The organism is Candidatus Allofournierella merdavium (assembly GCF_944382735.1).
GTDB lineage: Bacteria > Bacillota > Clostridia > Oscillospirales > Ruminococcaceae > Allofournierella_A > Allofournierella_A merdavium.
This window is the reverse complement of sequence record NZ_CALWND010000009.1, coordinates 114241-133139: the sequence shown is the minus strand read 5'-3', so window position 1 is coordinate 133139 and position 18899 is coordinate 114241. Positions and strand designations below refer to the sequence as shown.

The window sequence follows — 18899 nt, the reverse complement described above, 5'->3', positions numbered from 1 at the left end:
GGCCCCCTCAGGGCCACTCGTATTCAAAAGAGGCGTTTGGCGCCGCAAGTTCCAGCAGCACCCGGCCGCCCTTTGTCAGCCGGTAGTGCGCCGGGCAGACCAGGTTCTCCCGCACGGTGCGCTCCATCGCCCCCGCGGCGGGGGCCCGCAGCGCCCGGCCCGGCCCGCCCAGCCGCCGGGCCGCAAGGCACAGGTCCCCCTGGCGCACCGTCACCCCGCCGCCCCCCAGGGCGGTGGCCCGGGCCCCCAGGTAGCTGGCCAGCCGCCACTCCCGCCCGGCCAGCCGCACCAGGGCGATGACCCCCCGGAAGGCCGCCGGCCCCAGGGGCACGTCGGCCACCGCCAGCATCAGCGAGCCGCCCTCAAAAAAGCACTGGGTCCAGAGATAGCCCGCCGGGAAGGACCGGCCCCGGTCCCCCTCCAGGTAACCCCTGCCCCCGTCAAAGTCAAAGGCCCGGCCGTTCACCTCCAGCCGCCCGGCGAGGGGGTGGGCCATGCTGGCCACCCGGTGCCGGCACTGCAGAAAGGGCAGGGCGCACAGGGGGCCCATGACGTCGTAGGCGGGGGGAAGGAGGGGCCCGAAGCGCACCTCGCCCTCTGCCCACAGGCCCGGCGCGTCCACCGCCAGGCGCAGGCCCCGCTCGCAAAAGAGGTTTTGCCCCAGCGCCGCCCGGGGTCGGGCCCCGCTCACCGCCGTCTCGCCGGGGGCGAAGGGGATGTTCCAGCTGCCGCCGGCGGTGATGAGCTGCAGCGAGCCGCCCCCCGCGTGCGCCGCCGGGATGAGGGCCAGGCTGCCGCCGGGGCCCTGGCACTTGAAATACCAGCCGCAAAAATACCGTTCAGCCATAGCGCGCCTCCTTCTGGGCCGGGCCGTCCAGCAGACGGCCGTAGCGGTCGAACCGGGAGCCGTGGCAGGGGCAGTCCCAGCTGCGTTCGTGGGGGTTCCACTCCAGCCGGCAGCCCATGTGGGGGCAGCGCAGATCCACCACGCACAGCCGCCCGTCCGCCTCCCGCCAGGCGCCCACCGTCTCGCCCTCCAGCCGGATGACGCCCCCGGACCCCGAGGCCAGGGAGTCCGGCCCCGCCCCGGCGGGCAGAAACCGCCGGGCAAGCCCCTTTACCGCCTGCCCGCCCTGGGCCAGCGCCCGGCCCAGGGCGGCGGCGGAAAAGCGCCGGGGGCTCACCACCGCCGCCAGCGGGTCGGGCCGGCCGCAGATCATATTTGCCAGCAGCTTCGCCGCCAGCATCGAGCCGGTCATGCCCCACTTGTGAAAGCCGGTGGCCACATACCAGTTCGGCCGGGAGGGGGCGTAGCGGCCCACATAGGGCAGGCCGTCGGGGGTCATGCAGTCCTGGGCGGACCAGCGGGCCGCCGGCCGGCTGCCGGGGAACCACTTTTCCGCCTGGGCCAGCAGCGGGGGATAGCCGCCCTTGTCCGCCTCGCCGGTGCGGTGGCCGCCGCCCCCCAGCAGCAGGTAGTTTTGCCACCGGCGCAGCGAGAGGCCCTCCGGCCCCGCGCCGATGTAGACGGCGTCGGGCAGCGGCGCGCCTTCCAGCGCCACCACATAGGAGCGCTGCTGGTACATCCGGGCAAAGTACAGGCCCGGAAAATCCACAAAGGGATAGTGGCAGGCGAACACCACCGCCGTTGCCCGGACCCTGCCGCCGGGGGTGAGGAGGGTGTCGCCCTCCACCCGCCGCACCGGCGTGTGCTCGTAGACCTCCAGCGGCTCGGCGGCCGCCGCCAGGAACTTGAGGGGGTGGAACCGGGCCTGCCCCTCCAGCCACACCGCACCCGCGGTCTCAAAGGGCAGTTCCGGCGTGGAGGCGGTGAGGGTCACCGGCAAGCCCAGCCGCCGGGCCGCGGCGGCCTCCACCTCCAGCACCGCCCGCCGGCCGCCGTAGACGGCGGCGGCGCAGTCCTCCCAGTCGCAGTCGATGTTCTCCTGCCGCACCATCCGCCGGAAGTCCTCCACCGCCGCCAGGTTCGCCCGGGCGTAGAGCCGGGCGTCCGCCGGGCCCGCCGCCCGCAGCAGCGCGGCGCAGAACAGCCCGTGCTGGGCGGTGACCTTGGCGGTGGTGTGGCCGGTGGCGCCGCCCCCCAGCCGCCCGGCCTCCAGCACCACCGCCCGCAGCCCCGCCCGACCCAGCGCCCGGGCGGTGAGCACCCCCGCCATGCCGCCGCCGATGACCGCCGCGTCGGCGCAAATATTTTTTTCCAGCCGCCCGCGGCGGGGCATTTGCCAGCTTTTCTCCCAGATGGAACCCATACCTGCCTCCCATGGCCGCCGGCGGCTTGTCCGGCGGCCTCTTTTTGAAAACAGTGTGGGCCGCCCGGCCCACTCCTATGCCGAACGGGCCCTTCCCTCCGGCGCAGGCGGGGCGCGGGTGACCATGACCGGCGAGGAGAAGGCCAACCGGCTCACCCGCGCGCCGGAGTGCCTGTTCCGGCTGGGGCGGTTTGAGCGCACCGGCATGATGACAACGGCCCGGCTGCTGGCAAAGCTGAAGCAGGGCTGACCGGCAAAAAGAGGGAGAGCCCCGGGGCCTTTCGGCCCCGGGGCTCCCGATTTTGATTGGACGGATTTACAGAAGATGCACCGCGACGATCAGGCCGGCGAACACGATGGAGACCATGCTGGTCAGCTTGATCAGGATGTTGATGGCGGGGCCGGAGGTGTCCTTGAAGGGATCGCCCACGGTGTCGCCCACCACGGCGGCCTTGTGGCAGTCGCTGCCCTTGCCTCCGTGCTGGCCGCTCTCGATGTATTTCTTGGCGTTGTCCCAGGCGCCGCCGGCGTTGGCCATCATCACCGCCAGCACAAAGCCGGTGACGGTGGTGCCTGCCAAGAGGCCCGCCACGCCGTTCACACCCAGGATGAGGCCCACCACCACCGGCACGATCACCGCGAGGAGGGCGGGGGCCAGCATCAGTTTCTGGGCGCTGCGGGTGCACATGTCCACACAGCGGGCGTAGTCCGGTTCCGCCTTGCCCTCCATCAGGCCGGCGATGGTGGAAAACTGCCGGCGTACCTCCACCACGATGCTCTGGGCCGCCTTGCCCACCGCGTCCATGGTGAGGGCCGCGAACAGGAAGGGCAGCATGCCCCCCACGAACAGCCCGATGAGGGTGGTGGGGTTGGTGATGGACAGATCCAGCGCGATGTCCGGCTTGATCTGGTGCACCTTGTCGATGTAGCTGGCGATGAGGGCCAGGGCGGTGAGGGCCGCCGAGCCGATGGCAAAGCCCTTGCCGGTGGCGGCGGTGGTGTTGCCCAGGGAGTCCAGCGCGTCGGTGCGCTGGCGCACCTCGGCGGGCATGTGGGTCATCTCGGCGATGCCGCCGGCGTTGTCGGCGATGGGGCCGTAGGCGTCGGTGGCCAGGGTGATGCCCAGGGTGCTGAGCATGCCCACGGCGCTCACGCCCACGCCGTAAAGGCCCATGTTGAAGTCGGCCGCGCCGCCGGCGCAGAAGTAGCTGATCAGCACGCTCACGCCCACGATCACCACCGGGGCCACGGTGCTGAGCATGCCCAGCGACAGGCCGCTGATGATGACGGTGGCGCTGCCGGTCTCGCTGGAGGCGCTGAGCCGCTGGGTGGGCTTGTAGGTGTCGGAGGTGTAATATTCGGTGATGGCGCCGATGGCCACCCCCGCCACCAGGCCGCTGATGACCGCGATGAACACCCCCAGGGCGTTCTCAGCGGGCAGCAGCCAGTGCACCGCGAACCAGGCGCACACCATGATCAGCGCGCTGGCGATGTAGGTGCCGGTGCGCAGGGCCGCCAGCAGGTTCTTCTGGCTGGCGCCCTCTTTGGTCTTGACAAAGAAGCTGCCCACGATGGAGCAGGCCACGCCCAGCGCCGCCAGCAGCATGGGCACGCCCACGCCGCCCACGCCGTAGCCCGCGGCCACCGCCAGCGTGCTGGTGGAGACGATGCTGCCCACATAGCTCTCGTACAGGTCGGCGCCCATGCCGGCCACGTCGCCCACGTTGTCGCCCACGTTGTCGGCGATGGCGGCGGGGTTGCGGGGATCATCCTCCGGGATGCCCGCCTCCACCTTGCCCACCAGGTCGGCGCCCACGTCGGCGGCCTTGGTGAAGATGCCGCCGCCCACCCGGGCGAACAGCGCCATGCTGGAGGCGCCCATGCCGAAGGTGAGCAAGTTGGAGGTGATGCTCTGGATCAGCAGTTCGGAGGTGGCCGCCGGGTCCACCGTGGTGTACCAGAAGCGCAGGAAGAAATACCAGAAGGACAGGTCCAAAAGGCCCAGCCCCACCACCGTGAAGCCCATCACGCTGCCCGCCGAGAAGGCCACCCGCAGCCCGCGGTTCAGGCTCTCGGAGGCGGCGTTGGCGGTGCGGCAGTTGGCCATGGTGGCGGTCTTCATGCCGATGAAGCCCGCCAGGCCGCTGAAGAAGCCGCCGGTGACAAAGGCGAAGGGGGTGAAGAAGCTCAAAAGGCCCGCGGCGGCCATGACCAGCAGGATGCAGAACACCACGGCGAAAAAGATGGCCACGCCCTTGTACTGCCGCTTCAGATAGGCGGTGGCGCCGCTGCTCACCGCGTTCGAGATCTTCTCCATCTGCGGGGTGCCCGCGGGCTGCGCCTTCACCCGCCGGAACATGGTGGCGGCAAAGGCCAGCGCCAGCACCGCGCCCGCCGCCACAAGAAGCATTGCGTCCATAGAAACCAAAACCCTCCTTTTGATGTTGGGCGTCCCCATGTAAAACAGCCTGCCGCATTCCGCGGCAGGCTACGGGCGACGCACTCTTGTTGTTTCATTATATCCTCTTTCTCCACAAAGGGCAATATAATTTGTAAAATATGCTGATTTTTTGTCATTTTGGTTTTACCGATCCGCCGTTGTTCCGTCATAAATTCGTGGTATAATATGGTATACATAAAAGACTTCGCAACAGGGGCCCGTCCGGGCCGGAAAGGACGCAGGGATGACAAAGGGTCTTGTGCTGGCCGGGGGCGGCGCCCGGGGCAGCTACCAGGTAGGGGTCTACAAAGCCCTCACCGAACTGGACTGGCGCTGCGGCGTGATCGCCGGCACCTCGGTGGGGTGTTTGAACGGGGCGCTCTTCGCGCTGGACGACTGGGAGCTGGCCCAGGAGATGTGGCTCACCATCGGGGACGGGCAGGTGATGGAGCCGGCGGCGGACGGCCGCCCCGCCGACTGGGCCGCCTTTCTGCAGGCGGCGGTGGAACAGGGCGGCATGGACGTGTCGCCCCTGGAGGCCACGGTGCGCCGGGTGGTGGACGAAAAGGCCCTGCGCGCTTCGCCGGTGCGCTACGGCCTGGTGACGGTGCAGAAGAACACCCTGAAGCCCCTGAAGCTGACCCTGGAGGAGATCCCCGAGGGCAAACTGGCGGACTACATGCTGGCCTCCGCCGCCTGCTTCCCGGCCTTCCGGCCCCACGTCATCGACGGGGAGGAGTACATCGACGGGGGCTGGTCCGACAACATGCCCCTGGGCCTGGCGGCCCGGATGGGGGCCGAGGAGTTGCTGGCGGTGGACGTGGACGGGGTGGGCGTCACCCTGCCCAACCTCACCGGCCTGCCCACCACCTTCGTGCGCAGCTACTGGGACCTGGGGCCCATCCTGCGCTTCGAGCCCGCCACCGCCAGGCGGAACATCGCCCTGGGCTATCAGGACTGCTACCGCGCCTTCGGCCGCCTTTCCGGCACCGCCTACGCCATCCGCGCGGGGGAGGAGAAGGAGCTGGCCGAGCGGTTCGTGCGGCCCTACGCCCGGGTGCTGCGGGCGGCCATCGGCCGCAACCCCGCCCTGGCGCTGGCGGAGGGCGCGGCGCTGCGCCCGATGGAATCCGCCTGCCCCGCCGGGCCGGCCCGGGCGCTGCTGCCGCTGGAGCGGGCGGCCGAACTGGCCGGGGTGGACCCGGTGGGCCTTTACACCGCCGACGGGCTGTGCGCGGCCTTTCTGGAAAAGAGCGACGGCGCGGCCGCGGCCCGCTTTGCCCCCCTGTTCCGGGAGGGCGCGGGCCTGTGCCTGAAGGAGTCCGCGGCCGCCGCGGCCGCCCCGGGCGAGTTTTTGACGGCGCTGGTCCGCTTTGTTCTGACGGCGCAGTAAGGCGCCGACCGCATCCGTTTTGAGCCCGGCCGGCAGGCCGGCAGCGAGAGGAGGGCGAGGATCCATGCTGGTGTATCAGGGCACAAAGGCGTCGCCCGGCCTGGTGATGGGGCCGGTGCGCCGGCTGCATCACAGCGGGCCGGGGCTGGAGCGGGTGGTGCAGACCCCCGGCCGGGAGCAGGCGCTGCTGAACGCGGCGGTGGTGCTGGCCAAGGACGAACTGCGCCAGCTGGAGGAGGCCGCCGAGGGCACCGACAAGGACATCTTCCTGTTCCAGCGGGTGATGCTGGACGACCCCGGCCTCAACCGGGAGATCGCGGCCTACATCGCCGCCGGCGCGGGGGCCGCCCCCGCGGTGGAGCGGGCGGCGGAGATCTACGCCGGGCGCATCGAGGCGGGGGACGACGAGTACATACGCCAGCGGGCGATGGACGTGCGGGACGCCTGCCGCCGGGTGGTGAACATCCTGGACGGGCGGCCCCGCACCCCCCTGCGGCTGGAGACCCCCTCCATCCTCATCAGCGAATTCCTCTACCCCAGCGACATCGTGGCCATCGGCCGGGGGATGCTGCTGGGGGTGGCCTGCGCCGAGGGCAGCGAGCAGAGCCACGCCTCCATCATCGCCCGCACCATGGGCATCCCGGCGGTGGTGCAGCTGGGCGGCGCCTTTCTGGAGCAGAACTGCGCCGGCGGCGGCGTGCTGGACGCGGACAACGGCTGCCTGATCCTCCAGCCGGACGAGGCCGCCCGCAAGGACGCCCAGCGGCGCATCGTGGGGGCCTCCATCCTGAAAAAGCGGCTGGCCGCCCTGGGCGCGGGGCCCTGCCGCACCAAGGACGGCACCCATGTGGCCCTGCTGGCCAGCTGCTCCGGCCCCGAGGACGTGGAGCTGGCGATGCAGGCGGGGGCCGAGGGCGTGGGCCTTTTGCGCAGCGAGTTCTCCATCATGGCCGGGCGCGTGCCCAGCGAGGAGGAGCAGTATTTCTTCTACCTCAGCTGCCTGCAGGCCGCCGGCGGCAAGCCGGTGACGGTGCGCACCTTTGACATCGGGGCGGACAAGAGCGTGCCCGGCCTCACCGAGGATTCTCCCCACCCGGCGCTGGGCATGCGGGGGCTGCGGATGAGCCTGGCCCATCCCCAGATGTTCGAGGAGCAGCTGTGCGCGCTGCTGCGGGCGGGGACCCGGGGGCCGCTGCGGGTGTCCATCCCCATGGTGAGCACCCCCGAGGACTGGCTGCAGGCCATGGAACATGTGGAGAAGGCCCGCCGCGCCCTGCGCCGCCGGGGGGTGGTGTTCAACGAGGAACTGGAGTTCGGCTGCATGGTGGAGACCCCCAGCGCGGCCCTGCTGGCGCCGGACATCCTGGCCGCCGGCTGCCGCTTTCTGGTGATCGGCACCAACGACCTGATCCAGTACACCTACGCCGCCGACCGGCTGGACAGCCGTTTTTCGGAATTTTTCAGCGGGCAAAGCCCGGCGGTGCACCGGCTGGTGGGCATGGCCCTGGACGCCGCCAAGGCCGCGGGCGTGCCGGTGTGCATCTGCGGGGTGCACGCGGGCAGCCCCAACCAGGTGGTGCGCTACGCCCGCCAGGGGGTGCGCTGCTTCGCCACCGAGGCCGCCAGCCTGCTGCAGGTCAAAGCCCGTCTGCTGGAGGAGGATCTCACCCTTCCCGCCGACCCCTGATTTTTTCGGATGCTGCGGCAGGCTTTCTGACGCGGGAGGCCCGCCGCCGGTCCCTGTAAAAAACATTTTCCGCCCAAAGCGGCCCGGTGTTCTCACCGGGCCGCTTTTCTGCGCGCCGCCCGAACGCGCACGAATTTTGCGGATTTCGCGCGCTTTTTCCCGTCCATCCCCCGTTTTTCCCGCGAATTACGTCAAAACTGTGCAGGTTGACCAAAATAATCCGGGAAGCTTGTGCACGAATATGCATGCTTATGCTTGATTTTGATTATTTGACGTGGTATAGTGAAGGCAGAAGAAAGGAAGTGACGGCATGCTGGCAGAGGAACGGTTCGCTGTGATCCAGGAACTGCTGCACAAAAAGAGGGCGGCCACCGTCACCGAGCTGGCACGGGCGCTGAACACCTCCGAGTCCACCATCCGGCGGGATCTGATACTCCTGGCCGGGCAGGGCAAACTAAACAAGGTGCACGGCGGCGCCGTGGCCCGGGAGGACACCTTCGACGCGGGCGAGGAGACCATGAGCGCCAAGGAGCAGCAGAACGTGGCCGAAAAGCAGGCCATCGCCCGCTACGCGGCCCGGCAGATCCAGCCGGACGACGTGGTCTTTCTGGACGCGGGCAGCACCACCCTGATGATGCTGGATTTTCTGCAGCCGGGGGGCGCGGTGTTCATCACCAACGGGGTGATGCACGCGCAAAAGCTGGTGCAGAAGGGCTTTCGGGCCTTTGTGCCGGGCGGTATGCTCAAGCCGGGCACCGAGGCCATCGTGGGGGCGGCGGCGGTGCAAAGCCTCTCCCGCTACAACTTCACCAAGGCGTTTCTGGGGGTGAACGGCATCGCCCTCAGCCAGGGCTACACCACCCCCGACCCGGAGGAAGCGCTGGTGAAATCCACCGCCATGACCCAGGCCTATGTGAGTTATGTGCTGGCGGATTCCTCCAAGTTCGGCCGGGTGTCGGCGGTGTCCATCGCCCCGCTGGACCGGGCCTGCATCCTCACCGACCGCCTGCCGGACAAAACATACGCCAAACACGCCATCGTCAAGGAGGTCGAACCGGACCAATGATCTACACCGTTACCTTTAACCCCGCGCTGGACTATGTGGTGCGCCTGTCGGACCTGGTGCCGGGGGACGTGAACCGCACCGACAGCGAGGACATCCAGCTGGGCGGCAAGGGCATCAACGTCTCCTGCGTGCTGGGGCAGCTGGGCTTTGAGAGCGTGGCCCTGGGCTTTGTGGCCGGCTTCACCGGCGACGCCGTGGAAACGGGCCTGGCCCGCCGGGGAGTGACCACCGACTTTATCCATCTGCCCGGGGGGCTCACCCGCATCAACGTGAAGATCAAGGCCTCCGCCGAGACCGAGATCAACGGCCGCGGGCCGGACATCCCCGCCGACGCCCTCCGGCAACTGTTCAAAAAGCTGGACGCCCTGGGCGCGGGGGACGTGCTGGTGCTGGCGGGCAGCATTCCCGCCAGCCTGCCCAGCGACATCTACCAGCGCATCCTGGAACAGCTGGCCCCCAAAGGGGTGCTGTGCGCGGTGGACGCCACCGGCCAGCTGCTGGTGAAGGTGCTGCCCTACCGGCCGTTCCTCGTCAAGCCCAACAATCACGAGCTGGGCGAGATCTTCGGCCGCACCCTCTCCACCGACGACGAGATCGCCGACTGCGCCCGCCTTTTGCAGCAAAAGGGCGCCCGCAACGTGCTGGTGAGCATGGCGGGCGACGGCGCGCTGCTGCTGGACGAGACCGGCGGCGTGCACCGGCTGGAGGCCTTCCGGGGCAAGGTGAAGAACTCGGTGGGCGCGGGCGATTCCATGGTGGCCGGCTTTGTGGCCGGCTGGCTGGAAAAGGGCGACTACGACTGGGCGCTGCGCCTGGGCTCCGCCTGCGGCAGCGCCACCGCCTTCTCCGACACCCTGGCCACCCGGGCGGAGATCGACGCCCTGCTGCGGCGCTGATACCGGGCCCCATTCCCCATTGCTGACCCAAAGCGGGCAGAGCCTTTGCTTTATACAGATAAAAAACACCGAGAGGAAGGAACAACATGCGCATCACAGATTTGCTCAAACCCCAGAGCATCCTGCTGGGCGGTCAGGCGGCTGACAAACAGAGCGCCATCGACACCCTGATCGACCTGCAGGCCGCCGGCGGCCACCTGGCGGACAAGGCCGCCTACAAGGAGGCCATCCTGGCCCGTGAGGCCCAGAGCAGCACCGCCATCGAGGCGGGCATCGCGGTGCCCCACGCCAAGAGCGACGCGGTGGCGAACCCCGGTCTCGCGGCCATGACCCTCACCGAGGGCGTGGACTACGGCGCCATGGACAAAAAGCCCAGCGACCTGTTCTTCATGATCGCCGCCCCCATGGACGGCAACCTCCATCTGGAGATCCTCAGCCGCCTGATGGTGCTGCTGATGGACGCGGACTTCACCGCCGCGCTGCGGGCCGCCAAGACCACCGACGAGTTCCTGGCGGTGATCGACAAGGCCGAGGCCGCCAAGTACGGTGAGGCGGGCGTGCCGGGCGTGGAGTCGGTGGAGACCAGCGAGGAGGCCGCCGCCAAGGCCGCCAAAAACGAGGGTGCCGAGTATCGGGTGCTGGCGGTCACCGCCTGCCCCACCGGCATCGCCCATACCTACATGGCCGCCGAGGCGCTGGAGAAGGCCGGCAAAGCCATGAACGTGACCGTGAAGGTGGAGACCAACGGCTCCGGCGGCGTGAAGAACGCCCTGACCGCCGCCGAGATCGCCGTTGCCGACGGCATCATCGTGGCCGCCGACAAGAACGTGGAGACCGCCCGTTTTGACGGCAAGCCGGTGCTGTTCGTGCCGGTGAGCGACGGCATCCACCGTCCCGAGGAGCTGATCCGCCAGGTGGAGGAGGGCAAGGTGCCCGTCTACCACCACCAGGGCGGCGGCGAGGCCGCGGAGGCCGCCTCCTCCGCGGTGAAGGAGTCCCTGGGCCGCAAGACCTACAAGGACCTGATGAACGGCGTGTCCCACATGCTGCCCTTCGTCATCGGCGGCGGCATCCTGATCGCCCTGGCCTTCCTGCTGGACACCTTTGACCCGAACAACGCCGCCAACTTCGGCATGGGCACCCCCGTGGCCGCCTTCTTCAAGACGGTGGGCAACGCGGCCTTCAACTTCATGCTGCCCATCCTGGCGGGCTACATCGCCATGAGCATCGCCGACCGGCCGGGCCTGGTGGTGGGCTTCGTGGGCGGCAGCCTGGCGGCTGCCGGCACCAGCTTCGCCACCATCCTGGGCACCGGCACGGCCGTCTCCTCCGGTTTTCTGGGCGCGCTGCTGGCGGGCTTCGTGGGCGGCTACTTCATGCTGGGCCTGGAAAAGCTGTGTGACAAGCTGCCCCGCAGCCTGGAGGGCATCAAGCCCATCCTGATCTACCCCGTGGTGGGCGTTCTGTTCATGGGCCTGTTCATGTGTGCCTTCGGGCCCATCGTGGGCGCGCTGAACACCGCGCTGACCGGTTTCCTGGCCGGTCTTGGCGGCACCAGCAAGGTGCTGATGGGCGCTGTGCTGGGCGGCATGATGAGCATCGATATGGGCGGCCCCTTCAACAAAGCTGCCTACGTCACCGGCACCGGCGCCATCGCCACCGCCCTGGCGGCGGGCGCGGGCCAGGGGGCCATCGAGTATCAGATGATGGCCAGCGTCATGGTGGGCGGCATGGTGCCCCCCATCGCCATCGCCCTGTGCACCACCTTCTTCAAGAAGAAGTTCACCGCCGACGAGCGCAAGTCCGGCCCGGTGAACTACATCATGGGCCTGTGCTTCATCTCCGAGGGCGCCATCCCCTTTGCCGCCGCCGATCCCCTGCGGGTGATCCCCAGCTGCGTGGTGGGCAGCGCGGTGGCCGGCGCGCTCTCCATGGTGTTCGGCTGCGGCCTGATGGCCCCCCACGGCGGCATCTTCGTCTTCCCGGTGGTCACCAACGTGGCGGGCTACGTCATCAGCCTGGTGGCCGGCAGCGTGGTGGGCATGGCCATGCTGGCCCTGCTCAAGAAGAACAAGGAAGCCTGAATCCTGTGAACCGCGCGGGGGGCTGTGCGCCCCCCGCTTTTCACCTCACAAACAAAGGAGAATATAAAATGGTCTCGAAGAAAACCAAGATCGTCAACCCCATGGGGATGCACATGCGTCCCGCCGGCATGTTCGCCAACGCCATGATGAAGTTCGACAGCGAGGTGGAACTGGTGGCGAACGGCAAGACCGTGAACGCCAAGAGCATCATGAACCTGATCGCCGCCTGCATCAAGTGCGGCACCGAGGTGGAGGTGCAGTGCAGCGGCCCCGACGAGCAGGCCGCCCTGACGGAGGCCCTGCGGCTGATCGACAGCGGCCTGGGCGAGTAACGAACACACAAGGGAAGGAGACTGTCGCCATGTTGAAGGGTACGGGCGTCTGCGCCGGCGTGGGCATCGGCACCGCGCTGGTGGTGCAGCCGCAGGATCTGGACTACTCGGCCGTGGTGTATTCCGGGGCCGAGAACGAGAAGGCCCGGCTGGCCGCCGCGGCCAAGACGGTGAGCGAGGCGCTGGCCTCCATGGCCAAGACCATGACCAGCCGTGTGGGCGAACACGCGGCGGAGATCCTCTCCGGCCAGGTCATGATGCTGGCCGACCCGTTCATGCTGAGCCAGATGAACGAGCAGATCGAGGCAGGCTCCACCGCCGAGGCGGCGGTGGACGCGGTGTGCGGCAGCTTCATCGCCATGTTCAGCGGGGTGGAGGACGAACTGACCCGCCAGCGGGCCACCGACGTGGCCGACCTGCGGGACCGGCTGCTCAAGACCCTGCTGGGCCGGGAGGATCAGGACCTGGCCGCCGCGCCGGCGGGTTCGGTGATCGTGGCCCACGACCTGACCCCCAGCATGACGGTGGGCCTGAAGCGGGAGAACATCGCCGGCATCATCACCGAGACGGGGGGCGCCACCAGCCACTCGGCCATCCTGGCCCGGGCGCTGGAGATCCCCGCGGTGCTCAGCGTGCCGGGTGCGCTGGCCGCCATCGCCCCGGGGGTGAAGATCGCCATGGACGGCGAGCTGGGCCACGTCTATGTGGACCCGGACGAGCGCACCGTGAAGGACTACGAGGCGCGCCGGGTCACCTTTGAGAAGCGGCGGGTCATGCTCAAGGGCTATCTGGGCAAGCCCACCGTCACCGCCGACGGGCGCACGGTGGCGCTCTACGCCAACATCGGCCGGCCGGAGGACGCCGCCCCCGCCCTGGAGAAAGGCGCCGAGGGCATCGGGTTGTTCCGCACCGAATTCCTGTTCATGGACCGGGACGCCGCCCCCACCGAGGAGGAGCAGCTGACGGCCTACCGGCAGGTGGCGGCCCAGTTCGCCGGCAAAGAGGTCATCATCCGCACGCTGGACGTGGGCGGCGACAAGGACGTGCCCTACCTGGCCATGAAGAAGGAGGAGAACCCCTTCCTGGGCCACCGGGCCATCCGCTATTGCCTGGACAATCCCGACCTGTACCTGGTGCAGCTGCGGGCCCTGCTGCAGGCGGGCGCGGAGAAGCACAACGTGCGCATCATGCTGCCGCTGGTCACCGGCGTGGAGGAACTGCGGGCGGCGAAGGCCCTTTTGGAAAAGGCCAAGAGCCAGCTGGCCGCCGAGGGCAAGGCCTTTGACGCGGACATCAAGGTGGGCGTGATGATCGAGACCCCCGCCGCCGCCCTGGTGGCGGACCTGTTGGCCCAGGAGGCGGACTTCTTCAGCATCGGCACCAACGACCTGACCCAGTACACCCTGGCGGTGGACCGGGGCAACGCCGACGTGGCGAAGCTTTACACCGTGTTCCACCCGGCGGTGCTGCGCATCATCAAAAGCGTGATTGCCGCGGCCAAGGCGGCGGGCATCCCGGTGGGCATGTGCGGCGAGGCCGCCGCCGACCCGGCGCTGCTGCCGCTGCTGCTGGCCTGGGGGCTGGACGAGTTCAGCGTGAGCGCCAGTTCCATCCTGGCCACCCGGCGGGCCATCAGCCTGTGGAACACCGCCGACGCGGCCTTCGCCGAGAAAGAGGCCATGAAACTCAGCGCGGCGGACAGCATCCTGGGCTGCCTGGGCTCGCTGAAAAAGGAATAAGGCCGCCGGCTTTGCCGGCGAAACAGCGCGCGGGGATGAAAATCCCCGCGCGCTGTGTTATGATGGAGAAAACCGAAAGGAGGGCGGCTCCATGCATCACCTTTCCCGCAGCAGCGCCCAGCAGATCGTGGAGGAGATCGGCGCGCTGGTGCGCCAGAACATCAACATGATGGACGAGACCGGCCACATCATCGCCAGCACCGACCCCAAGCGCATCGGGATGTTCCACCAGGGGGCGTACCAGGTGATCTCCCACCGGCTGCCGGAGTTGTACATCCGGCCGGAGGCGGAGACCCCCACCGTGCGCCGGGGCGTCAACCTGCCCATCGAGGAGAACGGGGAGATCGTGGGGGTCATCGGCATCACCGGCGGCTACGACGAGGTGTTCGCCTACGGCCAGATCGTGAAGAAGATGACCGAGATCCTCATCCGGGAGCGCAGCGAGCAGGACCGCCGCCGGCTGGACGGCCGGGTGCGCAGCCGCTTTCTGGAGGACTGGGTGCTGGGCAGCGGGCTGTCCAACCCGCAGGAGCTGTCCGAGCGGGGGTTCGCCCTGGGGGTGGACATCCGCGCCGCCCGGCGGGTGCTGGTGGTGAGCGCCCGCCGCCTCACCGAACTGGTGGGCACCTCCCGCGGGCAGCAGCTGCTGGAGGAGGCGGAGGCCACCGTCACCGGCTGCCTGGCCGGGTGCGGCGGGGCGCTGACCCTGCGCAACGCCGGCCGCCAGATCCTGCTGGTGCCCCGGCGGGACTCGCTGGACCCGGAGGAACTGGCCGCGCAGATCGTGGAGACGGTGCGCCGGCGGCACGGGGTGGAGATGATGGCCGGGGTGGACGGCGGCGCCGACGATCTGCACCTGGCCTACCTGCAGGCCAACCGGGCCTGGCGCATCGCCCACCACCGGCGCAACGCCGTGGTGAGTTACTGCCGCCTGGGGGCGGAGATGATCCTGGACGACGTGCCCGCCCGCCGCAAGGTGGAATTTCTCCGCCGGGTGTTCCCCCACCGGCCCCTGGCCCGGCTGGGGGAGGAGATGGACCTGCTGGAGGCCTATTTCCTCACCGAGGGCTCGCTGAACGCCGCGGCGGCGACGCTGTTCATCCACAAAAACACCCTGCAGTACCGCCTGCGCCGGCTGGCGGAGGAGACCGGCCTGGACGTGCGCAAACCCAGCGACGCGCCCACCCTCTACCTGGCGCTGCTGTTCTACCGGGATATGGAAAACCAGGCCGCTCCTTTGTGAGGCTCCCACAAAAGAGGCGGTAAAAAACTTACCCCTTTGTTCCCGATGACAAAGATACGGCCGCAATTGCGTTTTTCGGGCCATAGCATTCCGGCCGGCTCCTGTTGTACAATAAATCTACGAAAACAGCGTTCACGGAAAAGTTTTTGGTGAATATGCTGTGATTTTTGCGACAGGAGGAATCGTTATGACAGGTATACCGCTTATCATCGCCTTTGTTCTTGCGATCGTGGTCATGATCGTGGCCATCTCCAAGTTCAAGGTCCACCCGTTCCTGGCCATCATGGCGGTGTCGGTGGTGCTGGCGCTGATCGCCGGCATCCCCCTCACCGATGTGAAGAACGCCGACGGCACCACCGTCTCCGGCATCCCCACCGTCATCGGCGCGGGCTTCTCGGGCACCTTCAACAGCATCGGCATCGTCATCATCCTGGGCGCGCTGATCGGCTCCATTCTGGAAAAGACCGGCGCGGCGCTGAAGCTGGCGGACATGGTCATCCGGCTGGTGGGCAAAAAGCACCCCGAGCTGGCCATTGAGCTGATGGGCTGGGTGGTCTCCATCCCTGTGTTCTGTGACAGCGGCTTCGTCATCCTCAACCCCATCCGCAGCGCGCTGGTCAAGCGCACCGGCACCTCCAGCGTGGCCATGACCGTGGCTCTGAGCGCCGGCCTGTACATCTCCCATGTGTTCATTCCCCCCACCCCCGGCCCCATCGCCGCCGCCAACACCCTGGGCGTGGGCAACAACCTGCTGCTGGTGATGGGCGTGGGCGCGCTGGCCTCGGTGTTCCCCCTGATCGCCGGCTACTTCTACGCCAAGTTCATCGGCGGCAAGGTCAAGAGCGCCGACGAGGAGGACGCCTCCCGCGTGACCAAGAGCTATGAGCAGCTGGTGGCCGAGTACGGCAAGCTGCCCGGCGGCCTGAACGCCCTGGCCCCCATCCTGGTGCCCATCGTGCTGATGGCCCTGGGCTCCATCGCCTCCATGGCCGGCTGGACCGGCATGCTCTTCTCCCTGTGCGATTTCCTGGGCAAGCCCATCATCGCGCTGGCGGTGGGCACCATCTTCGGCATCCTCCAGCTGGCGGGCGCCGGCAAGATGGCGGATTTCTACACCATCACCAACGAGACCCTGAAGACCACCGGCCCCATCCTGTTCGTCACCGCGGCGGGCGGCGTGCTGGGCAAGGTGATCTCCTCCACCAGCCTGGTGTCCTTCATCACCGACAACGCCACCGCCCTGGAGGCTGTGGGCATCCTGTTCCCCTTCCTGCTGGCGGCCATCCTCAAGAGCGCCCAGGGCTCCTCCACCGTGGCCATCACCACCACCGCGGGCATCGTGGCCCCGCTGCTGGGAGTGCTGGGCCTGGCCAGCCCCGTGCGGGCCGCCCTCACCGTCATGGCCATCGGCGCCGGCGCCATGACCGTCTCCCACGCCAACGACTCCTACTTCTGGGTGGTCACCAACTTCGGTGAGATGACCCCGGAACAGGGCTACAAGACCCAGACCATGATGACGCTGGTGCTTGGCGTCGCTTCCATGGTGGAGATCTTCCTGCTGTCGCTGGTATTCTGATCCGAAACTGCACACCGCGGGCGGGATGAGCGGCACATCCCGCCCGCTTTTTTCAAGGGCCCCAAGGAAAGGAGAGATTCCCTGTGAACGAAAAATTACGAAGAGACGCCGACGCCATCGTGGCCGCCTCCATCCGCGCCGTGCAGCCGGACGAGGCGGTGCGGCGGGCGCTGGAAGGCCGGGAGTTCCCCGGCCGGGTGCGGCTGGTGTCTGTGGGCAAGGCGGCCTGGCAGATGGCAAAGTGCGCCGCCGACCTGCTGGGCAGCCGCATCGAGGCGGGCGTGGTGGTCACGAAGTACGGTCACAGCAAGGGCCCCATCGCCAACTTTGACATCCGGGAGGCCGGCCACCCCGTGCCGGACGACAACAGCTTCGCCGGGGCCCAGGCGGCCATCGACCTGGTGCGGGGCCTCACCCCCCAGGACACGGTGCTCTTTCTGGTGTCCGGCGGGGGGTCGGCCCTGTTCGAAAAGCCGCTGGTGAGCGGCGGGGAACTGGCGGACATCACCCGGCAGCTGCTGGCCTGCGGGGCGGACATCGTGGAGATCAACACCCTGCGCAAGCGCCTGTCGGCGGTGAAGGGGGGCAAGTTTGCCCGCCTGTGCGCCCCGGCCCGGGTGTACAGCATCGTGCTGTCGGACATCCTGGGCGACCCGCTGGACATGATCGCCTCCGGCCCCGCCTATCCCGACTCCTCCACCGCCGCCGACGCGAAGGCGATCATCGCCAAATACGGCCTGAAGCTGAGCGACGGGGCGCTGGCCCTGATGGAGGAGGAGACCCCCAAGCAGCTGGACAACGTGACCACCCAGATCACCGGCTCGGTGCGGCAGCTGTGCGCCGCCGCCGCCCAGGCCTGCCAATCCCTCGGCTATGAGCCGGTGCTGCTCACCGACCGGCTGTGCTGCCAGGCCCGGGAGGCGGGCAGCTTTCTGGCCTCGGTGCTCCAGACCCACGCCGGCCAGGGCCGGCGGCTGGCTTTTCTGGCCGGCGGCGAGACGGTGGTGCGCCTCACCGGCACCGGCAAGGGCGGCCGCAACCAGGAGCTGGCCCTGGCCGCCGCCGCCGGGCTGGAGAGCGTGCCCGGGGGCGCGGTGTTCAGCGTGGGCAGCGACGGCACCGACGGCCCCACCGACGCGGCCGGCGGCTACGCCGACTGCGACACCCTGCCCGCACTGCGGGCGGCCGGGCTGGACCTCTACGCCGTTTTGCAGGACAACGACGCCTACCACGCCCTGCAAAAGACCGGCGGCCTGATCGTCACCGGCCCCACCGGCACCAACGTGAACGACGTGGCCGTGGCCCTGCTGGACGGCTGAGCCAGGACCATACAAAGGGAGCGGCCCCGCAAGCCCGGATGGCTTGCGGGGCCGCTCTGTGCGTTTTACGCGCCCGGCATCCCGGGGCGGGACCGCCGTTTTTCCATGCCGGCCCCCGCCGCCCCTCAGGCCCGGTCGAAGTTCTCGGCGGCGAAGGCGGTGAGCCGCCGGCGCGCCTCGCCGCCCCACGCCTGTTCAAAAGAGTCCAGCACCCGGGCGGCCAGGGCCGCGCCCGCCCGGCCGAAGGCCCCCGCCGCCACCTCCCCGAAGGCGTAAAAGGTGTGGGCGCAGTGGTAATCGAAGCCCCGGAGCTGCTCCGGGCGGCGGGGCCGTTCCTGCTGCGGGTCAAAGCCCGCGTTCCGGATACAAAAGACGCACCGGTCGGCGCAGTGGCGGGTCTCCACCGTGTAAAATTCCAGCGACGGGCTGAAGGCCCGGGCCATGGCCTCGTCCAGATGGCGGCAGTAAAGCTGCCCGGCCTCCAGCGCGTCCAGCGCGGCAAAGGCGTCGTACCAGGCGCAGGCGCGCACCTCGTAGACATAATCCGGCGCGGTGGAGCACACCGTCGTGGCGTTGGCGGTGCCCTCCCGCACCGATTCCTCCGAGGGGGCCCACTCCCGGTAGGCGCAGTAGGAGGCGTAGTCCAGAGGCTGCCCGTCCCCCACCGCCCGCTGGGCCATCCGCTCGCCCCGCTGGCGGGCGTAGTGCTTCACCGCCAGCACAAAGGCCCGCCGCCCCCGCTCGCCGAAGGCGCGCACCAGTTCTTTGTACCAGGCGGCCACCAGGAACACCTGCGTCTTCTCGGTAAATTCCATTGCCGTTCTCCTTTTTTGTGCAAAGCCGCCGTTCCCCCC

The 18899-nt window shown here is 68.8% G+C and carries 15 protein-coding genes; 11 read left to right on the top strand and 4 right to left on the bottom strand.

The window, feature by feature from the left end; genetic code table 11:
* Positions 1 to 7: 7 nt before the first annotated feature.
* Together ACH2A7_RS09230 and ACH2A7_RS09225 are read right to left on the bottom strand one after the other, a co-directional pair.
* The gene (locus ACH2A7_RS09230; protein ID WP_394961551.1) at positions 8 to 847 is read right to left on the bottom strand and encodes a hypothetical protein; all 840 of its coding nucleotides are present in this window, start codon (positions 845 to 847) and stop codon (positions 8 to 10) included.
* Entirely contained in the window at positions 840 to 2270 is a 1431-nt protein-coding gene (locus ACH2A7_RS09225) for an FAD-dependent oxidoreductase (protein ID WP_394961549.1), read from the bottom strand. The genes ACH2A7_RS09230 and ACH2A7_RS09225 overlap by 8 nt, the downstream gene beginning before the upstream one ends.
* A gap of 118 nt (positions 2271 to 2388) precedes the next feature.
* Between ACH2A7_RS09225 and ACH2A7_RS09220 the strand changes: the two genes are divergently transcribed.
* Complete coding sequence (locus tag ACH2A7_RS09220; RefSeq protein WP_394961548.1) at positions 2389 to 2520, top strand: hypothetical protein; 132 nt, start codon at positions 2389 to 2391, stop codon at positions 2518 to 2520.
* Between the two features lie 66 nt (positions 2521 to 2586).
* Here the strand turns inward: ACH2A7_RS09220 and ACH2A7_RS09215 are convergent, their stop codons facing one another.
* Entirely contained in the window at positions 2587 to 4689 is a 2103-nt protein-coding gene (locus tag ACH2A7_RS09215; protein ID WP_394961546.1) for a sodium-translocating pyrophosphatase, read from the bottom strand.
* A 265-nt stretch (positions 4690 to 4954) separates the two neighbouring features.
* Between ACH2A7_RS09215 and ACH2A7_RS09210 the strand changes: the two genes are divergently transcribed.
* The 10 genes from ACH2A7_RS09210 to ACH2A7_RS09165 all read left to right on the top strand — a co-directional run bounded on the left by ACH2A7_RS09210 (position 4955) and on the right by ACH2A7_RS09165 (position 18045).
* Positions 4955 to 6103 (top strand): patatin-like phospholipase family protein, encoded by a 1149-nt coding sequence (locus ACH2A7_RS09210; RefSeq protein WP_394961545.1) that lies wholly within the window; start codon positions 4955 to 4957, stop codon positions 6101 to 6103.
* 64 nt (positions 6104 to 6167) lie between these two features.
* On the top strand, positions 6168 to 7790 hold the full coding sequence (locus tag ACH2A7_RS09205) for a phosphoenolpyruvate--protein phosphotransferase (protein WP_394961543.1): 1623 nt from the start codon (positions 6168 to 6170) through the stop codon (positions 7788 to 7790).
* Positions 7791 to 8100: 310 nt separating this feature from the next.
* Positions 8101 to 8856 carry a DeoR/GlpR family DNA-binding transcription regulator gene (locus ACH2A7_RS09200; RefSeq protein ID WP_394961542.1) on the top strand — a complete coding sequence of 252 codons (756 nt, stop codon included), beginning with the start codon at positions 8101 to 8103 and terminating at the stop codon, positions 8854 to 8856.
* On the top strand, positions 8853 to 9752 hold the full coding sequence (gene pfkB, locus ACH2A7_RS09195) for a 1-phosphofructokinase (RefSeq protein WP_394961540.1): 900 nt from the start codon (positions 8853 to 8855) through the stop codon (positions 9750 to 9752). The genes ACH2A7_RS09200 and pfkB overlap by 4 nt, the downstream gene beginning before the upstream one ends.
* 86 nt (positions 9753 to 9838) lie before the next feature.
* Positions 9839 to 11836, top strand: coding sequence for a fructose-specific PTS transporter subunit EIIC (locus tag ACH2A7_RS09190; protein WP_394961539.1), 1998 nt, complete (start codon positions 9839 to 9841; stop codon positions 11834 to 11836).
* Between the two features lie 68 nt (positions 11837 to 11904).
* Positions 11905 to 12168, top strand: a complete 264-nt coding sequence (locus ACH2A7_RS09185) for an HPr family phosphocarrier protein (RefSeq protein WP_394961538.1) — start codon at positions 11905 to 11907, stop codon at positions 12166 to 12168.
* A 29-nt stretch (positions 12169 to 12197) separates the two neighbouring features.
* A complete protein-coding gene (gene ptsP, locus ACH2A7_RS09180; RefSeq protein WP_394961537.1) occupies positions 12198 to 13907 on the top strand; it encodes a phosphoenolpyruvate--protein phosphotransferase in 1710 nt (569 codons plus the stop codon).
* 91 nt (positions 13908 to 13998) lie between these two features.
* Positions 13999 to 15150 carry a CdaR family transcriptional regulator gene (locus ACH2A7_RS09175; protein WP_394961535.1) on the top strand — a complete coding sequence of 384 codons (1152 nt, stop codon included), beginning with the start codon at positions 13999 to 14001 and terminating at the stop codon, positions 15148 to 15150.
* 187 nt (positions 15151 to 15337) lie between these two features.
* A complete protein-coding gene (locus ACH2A7_RS09170) occupies positions 15338 to 16726 on the top strand; it encodes a GntP family permease (RefSeq protein ID WP_394961534.1) in 1389 nt (462 codons plus the stop codon).
* A gap of 83 nt (positions 16727 to 16809) precedes the next feature.
* Positions 16810 to 18045, top strand: coding sequence for a glycerate kinase (locus ACH2A7_RS09165; protein ID WP_394961533.1), 1236 nt, complete (start codon positions 16810 to 16812; stop codon positions 18043 to 18045).
* Between the two features lie 125 nt (positions 18046 to 18170).
* Here the strand turns inward: ACH2A7_RS09165 and ACH2A7_RS09160 are convergent, their stop codons facing one another.
* Positions 18171 to 18860: an L-2-amino-thiazoline-4-carboxylic acid hydrolase gene (locus ACH2A7_RS09160; RefSeq protein ID WP_394961531.1), complete on the bottom strand. Its 690-nt coding sequence runs from the start codon at positions 18858 to 18860 to the stop codon at positions 18171 to 18173.
* Positions 18861 to 18899 lie beyond the last annotated feature (39 nt).

Bases quoted from the DNA above. Each gene is read 5' to 3' on its own strand.
- ACH2A7_RS09230 (WP_394961551.1), bottom strand. From the start codon at position 847: ATGGCTGAACGGTATTTTTGCGGCTGGTATTTCAAGTGCCAGGGCCCC.
- ACH2A7_RS09225 (WP_394961549.1), bottom strand. From the start codon at position 2,270: ATGGGTTCCATCTGGGAGAAAAGCTGGCAAATGCCCCGCCGCGGGCGG.
- ACH2A7_RS09215 (WP_394961546.1), bottom strand. From the start codon at position 4,689: ATGGACGCAATGCTTCTTGTGGCGGCGGGCGCGGTGCTGGCGCTGGCC.
- ACH2A7_RS09210 (WP_394961545.1), top strand. From the start codon at position 4,955: ATGACAAAGGGTCTTGTGCTGGCCGGGGGCGGCGCCCGGGGCAGCTAC.
- ACH2A7_RS09205 (WP_394961543.1), top strand. From the start codon at position 6,168: ATGCTGGTGTATCAGGGCACAAAGGCGTCGCCCGGCCTGGTGATGGGG.
- ACH2A7_RS09200 (WP_394961542.1), top strand. From the start codon at position 8,101: ATGCTGGCAGAGGAACGGTTCGCTGTGATCCAGGAACTGCTGCACAAA.
- pfkB (WP_394961540.1), top strand. From the start codon at position 8,853: ATGATCTACACCGTTACCTTTAACCCCGCGCTGGACTATGTGGTGCGC.
- ACH2A7_RS09190 (WP_394961539.1), top strand. From the start codon at position 9,839: ATGCGCATCACAGATTTGCTCAAACCCCAGAGCATCCTGCTGGGCGGT.
- ACH2A7_RS09185 (WP_394961538.1), top strand. From the start codon at position 11,905: ATGGTCTCGAAGAAAACCAAGATCGTCAACCCCATGGGGATGCACATG.
- ptsP (WP_394961537.1), top strand. From the start codon at position 12,198: ATGTTGAAGGGTACGGGCGTCTGCGCCGGCGTGGGCATCGGCACCGCG.
- ACH2A7_RS09175 (WP_394961535.1), top strand. From the start codon at position 13,999: ATGCATCACCTTTCCCGCAGCAGCGCCCAGCAGATCGTGGAGGAGATC.
- ACH2A7_RS09170 (WP_394961534.1), top strand. From the start codon at position 15,338: ATGACAGGTATACCGCTTATCATCGCCTTTGTTCTTGCGATCGTGGTC.
- ACH2A7_RS09160 (WP_394961531.1), bottom strand. From the start codon at position 18,860: ATGGAATTTACCGAGAAGACGCAGGTGTTCCTGGTGGCCGCCTGGTAC.